Source organism: Paenibacillus sp. 22594 (assembly GCF_052044425.1).
In the GTDB taxonomy this organism is placed as follows: Bacteria; Bacillota; Bacilli; order Paenibacillales; family Paenibacillaceae; genus Paenibacillus_AQ.
In genome coordinates this window covers 1,425,461-1,437,869 of record NZ_JBQENA010000001.1, presented here as the reverse complement: position 1 = coordinate 1,437,869, position 12,409 = coordinate 1,425,461, and the positions used below count along the sequence as shown (strand labels likewise).

The following is a 12,409-nucleotide window of genomic DNA, read 5'->3' as shown; positions in this document are numbered from 1 at the left end:
AATGTTTCGTCCTCTGCCGGTTAAAGGCCGGAAGGGGGACAGCAGTAATGTATGTATTGGAAATGGTGGACATCAGCAAGGAGTTTCCTGGAGTCAAGGCGCTGGATCATGTGAACTTCAAGGTCAAGCAAGGAGAAATCCACGCCTTGTGCGGTGAGAATGGTGCCGGGAAATCTACGCTGATGAAGGTGCTAAGTGGTCTGTATTCCGCAGGCTCTTACAGCGGTGAAATCATTATCAGCGGCGAGAAGAAGGAATTTCATAAAATCACGGATGCGGAAAAGGCCGGTATCGCTATCATTCATCAGGAGCTGGCACTCGTCAAAGAGATGACTGTCGGCGAGAATATTTTTCTGGGTGCCGAGCCCTGCAGGCGGGGGGCCATACAATGGGATGAGCTGTATCATCAGGCTTCGCTTTGGCTTAAGAAAGTTGGCCTGAACCTTTCGCCGGATACCAAAATCGGTAATCTCGGAATTGGCCAGCAGCAGCTGGTGGAAATCGCCAAAGCCCTCTCCAAGCACACCAGGATTCTGATTCTGGATGAGCCTACAGCAGCCTTGACCGAAAGCGAAGTGTCCATCCTGATGGGTATCTTGAACCAGCTTCGGCGCGAGGGCGTTTCCTGCGTCTATATCTCACATAAAATGCCGGAGGTCTTTGCGTTGGCAGATTCCATAACCGTGCTTAGGGACGGCCGGACCGTTGCTACGCTTGACCGCAAAGAAACCGATGACGACAAGGTTGTGTCCTTAATGGTTGGCAGAGAATTGACGGAACGCTATCCACGCATGGAGCATTCGCCGGGAGAAATCGTGCTGGAGGTTAGGGATTACAACGTTTGGCATCCGGAAAAGCGTCATCAAAAGGTGCTGCATGATATTCATTTTACACTCCGCAAGGGTGAAATTCTCGGGATTGCCGGGCTTATGGGAGCGGGACGGACAGAACTGGTAAGCAGCTTGTTTGGAGCTTATGCGGGCAAGTCTGAGGGAAGTGTGCAGATTGAAGGGCAGACTGTGAAGATCCGCTCCATTGCTGAAGCCATTAAAGCGGGGATCGCGCTGGTTAGCGAAGACCGCAAACGTCAGGGGCTGGTGATGGGAATGGACGTAAAAAGAAACACAACCATGGCAACGCTTGGCAAGGTATCCAGGTGGGGCGTCATTAACGAGAATGAGGAAATTAAATGGGGACGCCGGTATGTGCAGGACCTGAAGACGAAAACGGCTTCACTGGAAACACCTGTGGGTACACTTTCCGGGGGGAACCAGCAAAAGGTGGTTATAGGCAAGTGGCTGATGTCCGATCCGAAAATACTGATTATGGACGAACCTACCCGGGGAATCGATGTTGGAGCGAAATATGAAATATATAATTTGATGAATCAGCTGGTAGAACAGGGAGTGGCGATTATTATGATTTCTTCAGAGCTTCCCGAGGTACTGGGAATGAGTGACCGAATTCTGGTTATGAGCGAAGGGCAATTCGTACGGGAATATCATTGGCGCGAAGCCACGCAAGAGAACATAATGCTGGCCGCTACGGGAGGTAAATAGAGATGCAGCTGCAAAATGAATTTCAGGACCCGGAGAAAGTCCAAGCTGCGGGAAGATCACAGTTGCGCGGCCTGTTCGGCAAAATGGATATACGTGCGTACACGATGGTAGGGGCGTTGATTTTGATATGGGTGCTGTTTGGAGTCCTTAATCCCACCTTTTTGACTTCGCGGAACTTGTCGAATCTATTTACGCAAATGTCAGTGACATCCATTCTGGCCATTGGTATGGTGCTGGTTATTGTGGCAGGGCATATCGATCTGTCCGTTGGCTCCATTGTCGGGTTGACCGGCGGGATTGCTGCAATACTGAGCAATTGGCTGGAGCTTCCAGCCATTGTTGTCATTCTCGGCACCCTTGCCGCCGGGGCGGTGCTGGGATTGATTCAAGGCTGGCTGGTGGCGTACAAAATGATTCCCGCCTTCATCGTCACCCTGGGCGGGATGATGGTGTTCCGGGGCGTACTGATGGGGGTGACGGAATCCATGACGATTCCGGTATCCGACCCTGCGTTGGCCATGCTTGGAAATGCTTATTTTGCTCGGGGTTTTGGCATTTCGCTTGGCGTTCTGGCTGTTGGATTTCTGCTCTGGAGTGCATTCAATAAACGGCGTTCCCGTAAAAAATACGGCTTCGAAATTGCTCCGCTAAGTATGGATATCGCGAAGGTTGCAGGGCTAGCATTGCTAGTTGTGGTCTTCGTAGCTGTAATGAACAACTATAAAGGGATCCCATTTCCAATTATTTTTGTAATCGTCCTGGCAGCGATTTTCTATTTTATTTCAACCCAAACGACATTCGGACGCCATATCTATGCAATTGGGGGGAATATTGAGGCCGCTCGTCTCTCCGGAATCAATATCAAACGAAAGACCATGCTGATCTTTCTGCTTAGCGGACTGCTGGGCTCTATCGCTGCTATCGTGTTAACCTCGCGTCTTGCTTCTGCCACGATCACCGCAGGGAATATGGCGGAGATGGATGCCATTGCCGCTTGCGTGATCGGGGGAACCTCACTGATGGGCGGAGCCGGGACTGTGATCGGCGCACTCATCGGGGCGCTGGTGATGACCTCGCTTGATAACGGAATGTCACTCATGGGGCTGGAATCTTTTTGGCAGTATGTAGTTAAAGGCTCCATTTTGGTGATAGCCGTTTGGCTGGACATTTCCAACCGGAGTAAAGGAGTGAAGTAGAGTTACTACGGGGTGTCCGTAATTATTTTAACCGGCAGGTTGGATAGGCAACCGGCTAGGAACAGCAGCAGCCGGCCTGGGGAAAGTCCCTTGGGCCGGCTGCTGCCTTTTAATCTTCTATTCTACAATCACCTTAGCACTCATCCCGCTGTGGCCCGAGCCGCACATGATCGCGCAGGTCATTTCGAATGTTCCGGCTTCGTCCGGAATAATAACCCGGGAGGTGTCTTTGCCGTCCAGCCGCAGATTTAGCTCTGGAATCAGGATGCCATGATTGCCGCTCTCATTTTTAAAAACGATCTTTACCGGAACCCCTTTTTTTAGATGATATGTCTTCTGATCGAAACTGTAGTTCGTTGCTGTAATGGTGAGTTCTTCCTCTGCTGTGATGCTGGCTTCAGCCGCTTCATTCTGGGTATTTGCGGTACTGGCGTTATTGCCAGTGCCCCCGCAGGCGGCTAAAATAAGCAGCAAACCGATGGACAGCAGAATGGCAAATCTCCGGATCATCTTCATCCTCCTCCAGGAATAAGGGTGGGCCTTGCTTGCCCTTAGCATAGCTCAATTGGGCCAAGAAGTCTTGGAAAATCAATGGAAAACACCCATCCCGCAAATAAACTCCAAACTTTGTCGAAATTTGCAAAAAAATGATGCAAAATAGTTTAAAATTCATTATACTTAAAGCTATTATATTATAGCTTGAGAAGTAGGGGATCCACATTAATTTAGCCCAAATTTCGCTGAATACGGAGAAATGGCACCGTAAAATATTGACCGGATATTGGATCATTGTTTTTTGCATGCTGGCGGCCCAGCTGTTATTTGTTTTGTCGAATTCTGCGGTTGAGGTCCGGACGGTTCTAATGCCCGCTAAAGGACATCTGTTTATCGGCTGCAATCTCATGATTCTCATAGCGATGATGACAGCGGAAATGTGGCTCCGGTCCACTTTGCTGTATCACAAGCAGGTGGTGGTCGTATGCGGGTTCATTGTGTCTTATCTCATGTATTTTGTCCTTGAGCCCTTCGTGGATGGAGCGCAGATGGCGCTTATGATGCCTATAATGATATCTCTAATTTATTTTGACCAGAAGCTTCTGGGTGTGCTCGGCGCAATCAGCTTGTTGTTCTATGGCGGGATTTACTTCGGGCTGGAGCGGAGAACACTGGAGAAGCCATTGCTGGAGTTTTTGATGGTGGAATGTGTGTTTATCGTGTTCGTTGCCATGACTCAGGCGGTCATTATCCGGGCCCGCGAGGTGCGTGAGCATCTGGAACAGTTGACCAAGTCTGAACAGGGGCTTATGGTGGAACGGGCGATCTCTGACAAGTTGCTGAAGATTGACGCTCTGACCGGACTTTACAACCATAAGACCTTTCATGAATATCTGGTTTCGCTGCTGGAGAAGTGTGAGAGTAACGGCCTCAGGCTGCAGCTGGCGTTGTTCGACATTGATAATTTTAAGCGCGTCAACGATACCTATGGCCATTGGGTCGGGGACCTTGTGCTTAAGGAGGTTGCTGCGAAGGTCGGCAGCCTGATTGGTTTGAATGATTTTGCGGCACGCTATGGCGGGGAAGAGTTTGCGGTTATTTTTACAGATAAAAGCTTTCACGAGGCATATGCCGCTGCTGAAGAGCTGCGACTGAACATTGCGGCTATGGAGCATCCCTATGCCGGCGGCAAACCAATTACAGTCAGTATCGGGTTGTGTGACTACGAGCTTGGGGACGGCAAAGAAATGCTGTTCCGCAAAACGGACCATGCCCTGTATGCCGCCAAACGCACCGGTAAAAATGCGGTAGTCACCGCATCTATGGATCATGGAGATGATAACATCCTGTCTTATGCATAAGTTAATACAATAAACCCCCTGATTCCGCTATAATTCCGGAGTAGGGGGTTTCGTGTCTGCAATAAGACCAGCAGATTTTTATTTTCCAGCTTCAAACGGTGTGGAAACTGGCAGGAACAAGTCGATGATGCCTATGACCAGTGCCGCCAGAAGTGCTCCCAGGACGGTGACGCTGACACCGCTCACGATGAACTGGGCGATCCAGATCACCAGTGCGCTGACGAGAAAACCGACGATGCCGCGGCCGAAGGGCGTTGTTTTTTTGCCGAAGATGCCCTCAATGACCCAGCCGAGCAGTGCAATGACAAGCGCAAGAATAAGCGCACTCCAGAAACCGCCAATCGTGAACTGCGGGACAATCCAGCCAACCACCAGCAGCACGATCGCTGCCACGATAAAACGGACCACATGACCTAAAAATCTCACTGAACTAACCTCCTTTGGCCTTCGCATAAGGATATGTGCAGTTGTTATTGTGGCCTGCATCTGATTTTCTATTCCTGAAAACTTACCCAAATAGCGAAACCCGGCTGAATTAGGTATAATGTAACCATCTATGAAGGGAGCTGTGACTGTAATTGGACGACAAAATTTTGCATACGCTTGAATATCGCAAGATTTTAAATAAATTGGCGCAATATACGCAGACCCCGATGGGACGGCTGCTGGCGGAAAGCCTCAAGCCTTCCGGTGATTTTGAAGCTGTGAAAAAGCTGCTGCAGGCTACGGACGAAGCGGCGAACGTCGACCGGCTGAAAGGCATTCCTTCCTTCGGCGGCATAACGGACATCAAAATGGCCCTGAAACGTGCCTCTATTGGAGGAATGCTGGGAACCAGCGAGCTCCTTTCTGTTGGCAACACTATCGGCGGTGCACGCAGAGTCAAGCGGTTTTTGGCGGCGATGCATGAAGATGAGAACATCGCCCTTTTGTTCGCACAAAGTGATCTGCTGTCGGAACAGAAGCATGTTGAGGATGCCATCCGCAGCTGCATCGACGAGAATGCCGATGTACTGGACACGGCCAGCCCTGAGCTGGCCACCATCCGCCGTGAGCTGCGGGGAGGCGAGACCCGAATCCGCGAGAAGCTGGATTCGATGATCCGCTCTTCCTCCGTAGCCAAAATGCTGCAGGATCAGCTTGTGACGATTCGTGGTGACCGTTTCGTCATTCCGGTCAAAGCGGAATACCGTGCTCATTTCGGCGGGATTGTGCATGACCAGTCGGGCTCCGGTGCCACGCTTTTTATCGAGCCGGAATCCATTGTGGCCATGAACAACAAGCTGCGTGAAACCCGGCTGCGCGAGGAGCGGGAGATTGAGATTATCCTGCACCGGTTAACCGCTCTCGTTGGCGATATTGCCGAGGAAATGACCTATGATGTGGATATTCTGGGCGAGCTGGACTTCATCTTTGCCAAGGCGCGTCTGGCCCGTGATATGAAGGCGACCCAGCCCCGCATGAATGACCGGGGCTACCTTAAGCTGCGCAAAGGACGGCATCCGCTGATTCCGGCGGAGCAGGTGGTCCCGCTGGATGTCGAGCTTGGCAACCACTATAGCTCGATCATCGTGACCGGCCCCAATACGGGCGGTAAGACGGTCACGCTGAAGACCATCGGCCTGCTCAGCCTGATGTCGATGTCGGGATTGTTCATCCCGGCAGAGGAAGGCAGCCAAATGTGTGTATTTGATGCGATTTATGCCGATATTGGCGATGAGCAGAGTATTGAGCAGAGCCTTAGTACCTTCTCCAGCCATATGACCAATATTATTTCCATTCTGCGCAGAATGACTCCAAAAAGTCTGATTCTTCTGGATGAAGTGGGTGCGGGCACGGACCCTGCGGAAGGCTCTGCCCTGGCCATTGCCATTCTGGAGAATATTCACCGGACCGAATGCCGGATGGTGGCCACTACGCATTACAGTGAGCTGAAAGCCTATGCTTACGAACGCAAAGGTCTTATCAATGCCAGCATGGAGTTTGATGTACAGAGTCTTAGTCCAACCTATCGGCTGCTAATCGGTGTACCGGGACGAAGCAATGCATTCGCCATTGCCGAGCGCCTTGGTATGCCAAACGCCATACTTGAGCATGCACGCGGTGAGGTTAAGGAAGAGGATTTGCGCGTCGAGCACATGATTGCTTCGCTGGAAGAGAATCGTCTTGAGGCAGAGAACGAGCGTGAACGTGCTGAAGTAATCCGCCGTGAAGCGGAGGAATTCCGCAGCCGGCAGCAACAGGAGCTGGAGAAGCTCGAGAGCCAGCGCGACAAGCGGCTGGAAAAGGCTGAGAAGGACGCCAGCGCGCTCCTCGACAAGGCACGCAAGGAAGCTGAACAGATCATCGGTGATCTGCGCCGGCTCGCTATGGAGGAAGGCGCTTCGGTTAAGGAGCATAAGCTCATTGAAGCCCGCCGCCGCCTGGATGAAGCGGAACCTGCGCCCCGTAAGAAGACTGTAGCCCGCAGCAACGTCAAGACGCCAAGAAAAATTCAGCCGGGCGATGAAGTAAAGGTACAGAATGTGAACCAGAAGGGCTACGTTGTTGAGCTTAGCGGTCCCAAGGAAGCTATTGTGCAGTTTGGGATTATGAAGATGAAAGTCAACCTGGAGGATCTGGAATTCCTGTCCTCCGCACCGGATTCCCCATCTCCTGCACTCCGCCGTGCAACTACGGTCAAGCGCACCCGTGATGAGAATATCCGCAGTGAGCTGGACCTGCGCGGAACAAATCTGGAAGAGGCGATTATGGAGACAGACCGCTTCATTGACGAGGCTTTTCTCGGCAATTTAGGGCAAATCTCCATTATTCACGGCAAGGGTACCGGAGTGCTGCGCACCGGCATTCAGGAATACCTGCGCAAGCATAAGCATGTGAAGAGCTACAGGCTGGGAAATTATAACGAAGGCGGCGCGGGTGTAACCGTGGCTGAACTGGAATAGCGGCTGGAGGCCAGTAGAAAGAGGGAGAAGCATGCAAGAAAATATTGATCTTTTGCTGGATCATCCGCTGGGTGCGCTGCTCGGCTACTTCACAGTGGCCATACTTGGCCTTGTGGTATTTCTGTCCTTCTTCGAAATGGTCACCAAATATAACTGCTGGGAAGAAATCCGCAAAGGGAATGTGGCTGTGGCAATGGCCACCGGAGGCAAAATCTTCGGCATCTGTAACATTCTGCGCTTCAGCATTGATGCCGGAGCCTCAATCTACGAAACGATGAAATGGTCGGTAGTGGGATTTCTGCTGCTGCTGCTCGCCTATTTCCTCTTTGAGTTCCTGACTCCGGTCTTTTCCATCGATGATGAGATCGCTGCAGACAACCGGGCTGTTGGTCTAACTGCCATGCTGATTTCCGTGTCCCTGTCCTATGTGATTGGTGCCGCTATTTTTTAAATGAGGTGTGGAAAATGAAGATTTTGGTGAGGGTTCTGTTCTTTTCTGCACTGGCTTTTATAGCGGCCGGTATAATTTATCTAATGATTAATTGAATTCAAATGTGAGGTAAGAAGGAGATATTTCAGATGGAAACAACAGTTTGCCCTTGGTGTCATACAGAAATTGTGTGGGACGAGGAGTTCGGGCCGGAGGATACCTGTCCCCATTGTAACAATGAACTTAGCGGCTACCGTACGGTAACTCTGGGTGTAGATGACCTGGAGGATGAAGACGAGCCGGAAGAAGCAGTGGAACCGGAGCCAGAGGATGTAAGTGACGAAGATCTGTGGGATGACAGCGACAAGGATAGCGTTGTGCCGATCTTCAATACACTCGTCCAATTCGGAGACGATTATGATTTGAAGCGCTATGAGTCAAGCGTATCCGCTATACTGGCGGCGCAGCTGGAAGCGCCTGAGTGTCCGCAGTGTCATGAGCTGATGCTGCTCTCCGGAACCCAGAACGTTGAGGGCTTCGAGCCATCCTCGCCGGAAGCCTTGGGTGGGCCTGTCCTGAAACCGCCGTTCTCGCTGAATCTTTTCGTCTGCCCTTCGTGCTTTCATGTACAGCATAGCCTGGCGCAGGAAGACCGCATTCAGCTTGTGCGCAATCTGAGCACCGGCACTAAGTAATACACGTTATGGTTTCTCCGCGAGCTGGGCATGTTAAGCAGACACGTCCAGTTGGCAAGGAGGAACAGCATGAAGGATTCATCACAGAAACAAGAGGTACTGCTGCTCGCGGTCAACGGATTATGTTCCTTGGCCACAGTACTGGCAGGTACATTTTTGAACGTCTACTTGTGGAAGAGCAGGCAGGATTTTTCTATGGTCGGCTGGTTTACGGTAGCTCAGCAATTGGCCGTGGGTCTAAGCTTCTGGCTGGCCGGGAAATGGGTTAAGGAACATAACAAGATGAACGCCCTGCGGCTGGGCTTGGCCGTTTCGGGCCTTTTTTATTTGCTCGTACTGTGGCTGGGCAATCGGGCGGTTAATTATATATGGCCGCTTGGATTGATTTTGGGCGTAGCGATCGGATTATTCTGGCTGGCCTTCAACATTGTGTATTTTGAGATAACGGATGCAGGTAATCGGGACTTTTTCAATGGCTGGATGGGATTACTGGGTTCATTCACCGGTATCGTCGGGCCTTGGGTATCAGGCTGGATCATCACTTCACTGCATGGAGAGCGCGGTTATCGCCTGGTGTTTATTTTATCGCTTTCCATATATGGAGCAGCCGTGGGCTTAAGCTTTTTTCTTAAGAAACGTAAGAGTGAAGGGGCTTATTTGTGGAAAGAACCATGGAGGGAGCTGCACCGCAAGGGCAGTGCATGGAGACCGACAGCGGCAGCCTTGGTGTTCCAGGGTTTGAGGGAGGGCGTATTTTCCTTTCTGATTGGTCTTCTTGTGTACATAGCCGCTAAAGAAGAAAGCAAGCTGGGACAATTTGCACTGATTACTTCAGCGGTTTCACTAGTCAGCTACTATGCTGCCGGCAAATGGTTCAAGCCAAAACTCCGTTCGGGTGGGATGCTTGCCGGAGGCATTCTGCTGATTGCCGTCATTACACCGCTTCTCTGGAGGGTTAGTTACGGCACCTTACTGGTTATGGGGATTGGAACCTCCCTTTTTCTTCCATTATATATGCTGCCCATGACCTCCAGCAGCTTTGACCTGATGGGCGAGTCGAAGGAGAGTGTGGGCAAACGGGTAGAACTGGTGGTTCTGAGGGAGCTTTGTTTGATGACGGGCAAGATTCTGGGCGTTTTTGTCTTCATAGCTATGCTATCGGTTAACGAATCGCCCCGTATGATTACCTTGCTGATGCTTCTCCTGGGCGCTGCTCCGCTGGGAAGCTGGCTTACTCTGCACCGGCTGCTGAAGCGTAAAGCGGAGGAATCCCTCTTATAGTCAATAGAAGAAGGTTGGAACAGGGGGAATACAGCATTGGCCAAGAAAAAGGATTACGGTCTGAGGACAAAGGTTACGGTCATGGTCTCCACCGTAGTGATGCTGGTCATGGTAGTGTTATACATTATTTTCAGAAATCAGATTATTCCGCAGACCAGACATGCCCTGGAGGACAAGGCAATAGCTATAGCCCGGACGATTGCTTTGATGCCGCTGGTGTCAGAGGGACTTAATGAAGGGCATAGTAAGGAGATTCAGGCCTACACCTCCAAAATCACCCGCCGCAATGATATTATGTTTGTCGTAGTCATCGATATGAACAGTATCCGTTATTCGCATCCCGATCCTTCAAGGATTGGTAAGTCCTTCGTCGGAGGAGGGCAAGAGCTTGCGCTGCGTGGTGATGAAAGTATCTCTGAAGGTGAGGGACTGTTAGGCAAATCGCTACGGGCCTTCGTCCCCGTGTATAGTAACAAAGGTTCCCAGGTAGGAGTGGTCGTGGTAGGCCTTTCCATGGAACGGGTGCACCGGCTGATCCGGCAGAATGAATGGACTATTATTGCAATCCTGCTGTCAGGAGCTGTACTTGGAGCCGGAGGAGCAATGGTGCTGGCCCGTAAAATCAAACAGATGATGTTCGGCATGGAGCCATCCGATATCTCTAAGCTGCTGCAAGAGCGCAGTGCCATGCTTCAATCCGCACGTGAAGGTATTATTGCGGTCGACGATCAAGCCCGGATCACCATGATCAATTTGGAAGCGGAACGGCTTCTTGGAACGGCTGGTATTATAGGCAACGCGATGACCCGCTATATCGCCGATTACTGGCCGGAGCTGCGCCTGGAGCAGGTGCTGGTCAGCGGTGAGGCGAGGCAGGATCAGGATTTGGAGCTGAATGGTATCTCCATCTTGGCCAATAGTGTTCCGATCCGGGTGAATGGCCAGATTGCGGGGGCCATTGCCACGTTCCGGGACAAGACCGAGCTTGCAGTACTGGCGGAACGGCTGTCCGGTATTTCCGTCTATGCGGATGCTCTCCGGGCAGGGGCGCATGAATATATGAATAAGCTCCATGTGATCATGGGAATGACCCATATGGGCCTGTACGATGAACTGCAGCAATATATTTCGGGGACCGTCAGCAACTACCAGAATGAGATTGGTTCGATCACCAGGCAGATCAAGGACCCGGTTATGGCCGGCTTTCTGCTGGGGAAGCTTAGCAGGGCCAGGGAAGCGGGGATTGAGCTGCTGCTGACAGAGGACAGCTACCTGCCGGAATCCGCAGATCCGCAAGTGATGCATGAACTGATTACCATCACCGGCAATTTGCTCGATAACGCCATGGAAGTACTCGAAGGCCACAGCGTTAGGGAAATTGAACTTGCTTTTGATTATGACCGGGGGCGCCTGATCTGCACAGTGAGTGACAGCGGACCGGGAATCCCTGAAGCGCTTCGGGAGCAGATCTTTGTGCAAGGATTCTCCACCAAGGGAGAACACAGGGGAATTGGACTCTATCTGGTCCGTAAAAGTGTGGAGAAGCTGCATGGCCAGCTCCAGATCATACCCGGTGTGGAGCTGGGAACTACATTTATGGCCGATGTGCCATACGCGGTAAAGGAGGATGAGCCAGATGACCATAAAAGTGCTGATCGTTGAAGATGATCCGATGGTAGCCAAGTTCAACCGCCACTATCTGGAGCAGGTTCAGGGCTTTGACTTCGCGGGCTGGGCTGCATCAGGTGATGAGGCCGTGCAGCTGCTTGAGGAGCTTAAGGTTGATCTCATTCTGCTGGATATCTACATGCCGCGTACCAGCGGGCTGCAGCTGTTGTCCGCCTTGCGGGAGCAGGGGAGTATGGCCGACATTATTGTCATTTCTGCAGCCAGTGATAATGCGAGCATCCGCAAGGCCCTTCAGCTGGGGGCCGTTGATTATTTGATCAAGCCATTTGAGTTCGCCCGTTTTCAGGCCGCGCTGTCCGCTTACCGCGAGGATTACGCTCTGATGAAGCATAAAGAGAACCTCAGTCAGGAGCAGCTGGATAAGCTTCTGCGTCATTCTCTCGGTACCGAGGAGGACAAGAGCTGCAAGCTGCCTAAGGGTCTTACCGAAGGTACGCTCGAGAGCATTTGGAGCATCATACATAAGCTGGAGCAACCAGTGTTTTCGACCGAGGATATCACGGCAGCGGCTCCGATTTCGCGGATCTCCGTCCGGAAATACCTGGCGTTTCTCACAGAGGCGGGTGTTCTGGAGATGGAGATCAGTTATGGAGCGGTGGGCAGACCGGTATATATGTATACCGTGGCCGCTGAGGGACATGAAATTATTGCAAAATATATATAAGCGGATGCTTCCCCTTATGCCTAGCTGTTTTTACATCAGTTTCATTTCCTTAGGACCAAGATCCTTTTAGCTACATATTTGATGGAGAGAATCG

General features: G+C 51.4%; 11 protein-coding genes. 9 read left to right on the top strand and 2 right to left on the bottom strand.

Features of this window, described 5'->3' with window-relative positions:
* The first annotated feature begins 47 nt into the window (after positions 1–47).
* Both ACTJKB_RS06495 and ACTJKB_RS06490 read left to right on the top strand, forming a co-directional pair.
* A complete protein-coding gene (locus tag ACTJKB_RS06495; RefSeq protein ID WP_440832572.1) occupies positions 48–1,559 on the top strand; it encodes a xylose ABC transporter ATP-binding protein in 1,512 nt (503 codons plus the stop codon).
* Between the two features lie 83 nt (positions 1,560–1,642).
* On the top strand, positions 1,643–2,755 hold the full coding sequence (locus ACTJKB_RS06490) for a sugar ABC transporter permease (RefSeq protein ID WP_440832757.1): 1,113 nt from the start codon (positions 1,643–1,645) through the stop codon (positions 2,753–2,755).
* A gap of 117 nt (positions 2,756–2,872) precedes the next feature.
* On the opposite strand, the gene ACTJKB_RS06485 is transcribed toward ACTJKB_RS06490, so the two are convergent.
* A complete protein-coding gene (locus ACTJKB_RS06485) occupies positions 2,873–3,265 on the bottom strand; it encodes a cupredoxin domain-containing protein (protein ID WP_440832571.1) in 393 nt (130 codons plus the stop codon).
* A 260-nt stretch (positions 3,266–3,525) separates the two neighbouring features.
* On the opposite strand from ACTJKB_RS06485, the gene ACTJKB_RS06480 reads away from it, so the two are divergent.
* Positions 3,526–4,611: a diguanylate cyclase gene (locus ACTJKB_RS06480; RefSeq protein ID WP_440832570.1), complete on the top strand. Its 1,086-nt coding sequence runs from the start codon at positions 3,526–3,528 to the stop codon at positions 4,609–4,611.
* Positions 4,612–4,689: 78 nt separating this feature from the next.
* Here the strand turns inward: ACTJKB_RS06480 and ACTJKB_RS06475 are convergent, their stop codons facing one another.
* Positions 4,690–5,037 (bottom strand): phage holin family protein, encoded by a 348-nt coding sequence (locus tag ACTJKB_RS06475; protein WP_440832568.1) that lies wholly within the window; start codon positions 5,035–5,037, stop codon positions 4,690–4,692.
* A 152-nt stretch (positions 5,038–5,189) separates the two neighbouring features.
* Between ACTJKB_RS06475 and ACTJKB_RS06470 the strand changes: the two genes are divergently transcribed.
* From ACTJKB_RS06470 to ACTJKB_RS06445, 6 genes are all read left to right on the top strand, one after another.
* The gene (locus ACTJKB_RS06470) at positions 5,190–7,556 is read left to right on the top strand and encodes an endonuclease MutS2 (RefSeq protein WP_440832566.1); all 2,367 of its coding nucleotides are present in this window, start codon (positions 5,190–5,192) and stop codon (positions 7,554–7,556) included.
* A gap of 31 nt (positions 7,557–7,587) precedes the next feature.
* Positions 7,588–8,007 (top strand): DUF350 domain-containing protein, encoded by a 420-nt coding sequence (locus ACTJKB_RS06465; RefSeq protein WP_074084671.1) that lies wholly within the window; start codon positions 7,588–7,590, stop codon positions 8,005–8,007.
* A gap of 128 nt (positions 8,008–8,135) precedes the next feature.
* Positions 8,136–8,681, top strand: coding sequence for a hypothetical protein (locus ACTJKB_RS06460; RefSeq protein ID WP_440832565.1), 546 nt, complete (start codon positions 8,136–8,138; stop codon positions 8,679–8,681).
* A gap of 69 nt (positions 8,682–8,750) precedes the next feature.
* Entirely contained in the window at positions 8,751–9,962 is a 1,212-nt protein-coding gene (locus ACTJKB_RS06455; protein WP_440832564.1) for an MFS transporter, read from the top strand.
* Positions 9,963–9,998: 36 nt separating this feature from the next.
* Positions 9,999–11,624, top strand: a complete 1,626-nt coding sequence (gene dcuS / locus ACTJKB_RS06450) for a DcuS/MalK family sensor histidine kinase (RefSeq protein ID WP_440832563.1) — start codon at positions 9,999–10,001, stop codon at positions 11,622–11,624.
* Positions 11,599–12,315, top strand: a complete 717-nt coding sequence (locus ACTJKB_RS06445; protein ID WP_440832562.1) for a response regulator — start codon at positions 11,599–11,601, stop codon at positions 12,313–12,315. The genes dcuS and ACTJKB_RS06445 overlap by 26 nt, the downstream gene beginning before the upstream one ends.
* Positions 12,316–12,409: the final 94 nt, after the last annotated feature.

Excerpts from the sequence above, each read along its gene's own strand:
- ACTJKB_RS06445 (WP_440832562.1), top strand. The coding sequence starts at position 11,599 with ATGACCATAAAAGTGCTGATCGTTGAAGATGATCCGATGGTAGCCAAG.
- ACTJKB_RS06485 (WP_440832571.1), bottom strand. The coding sequence starts at position 3,265 with ATGATCCGGAGATTTGCCATTCTGCTGTCCATCGGTTTGCTGCTTATT.
- ACTJKB_RS06460 (WP_440832565.1), top strand. The coding sequence starts at position 8,136 with ATGGAAACAACAGTTTGCCCTTGGTGTCATACAGAAATTGTGTGGGAC.
- ACTJKB_RS06455 (WP_440832564.1), top strand. The coding sequence starts at position 8,751 with ATGAAGGATTCATCACAGAAACAAGAGGTACTGCTGCTCGCGGTCAAC.
- ACTJKB_RS06495 (WP_440832572.1), top strand. The coding sequence starts at position 48 with ATGTATGTATTGGAAATGGTGGACATCAGCAAGGAGTTTCCTGGAGTC.
- ACTJKB_RS06465 (WP_074084671.1), top strand. The coding sequence starts at position 7,588 with ATGCAAGAAAATATTGATCTTTTGCTGGATCATCCGCTGGGTGCGCTG.
- ACTJKB_RS06490 (WP_440832757.1), top strand. The coding sequence starts at position 1,643 with ATGGATATACGTGCGTACACGATGGTAGGGGCGTTGATTTTGATATGG.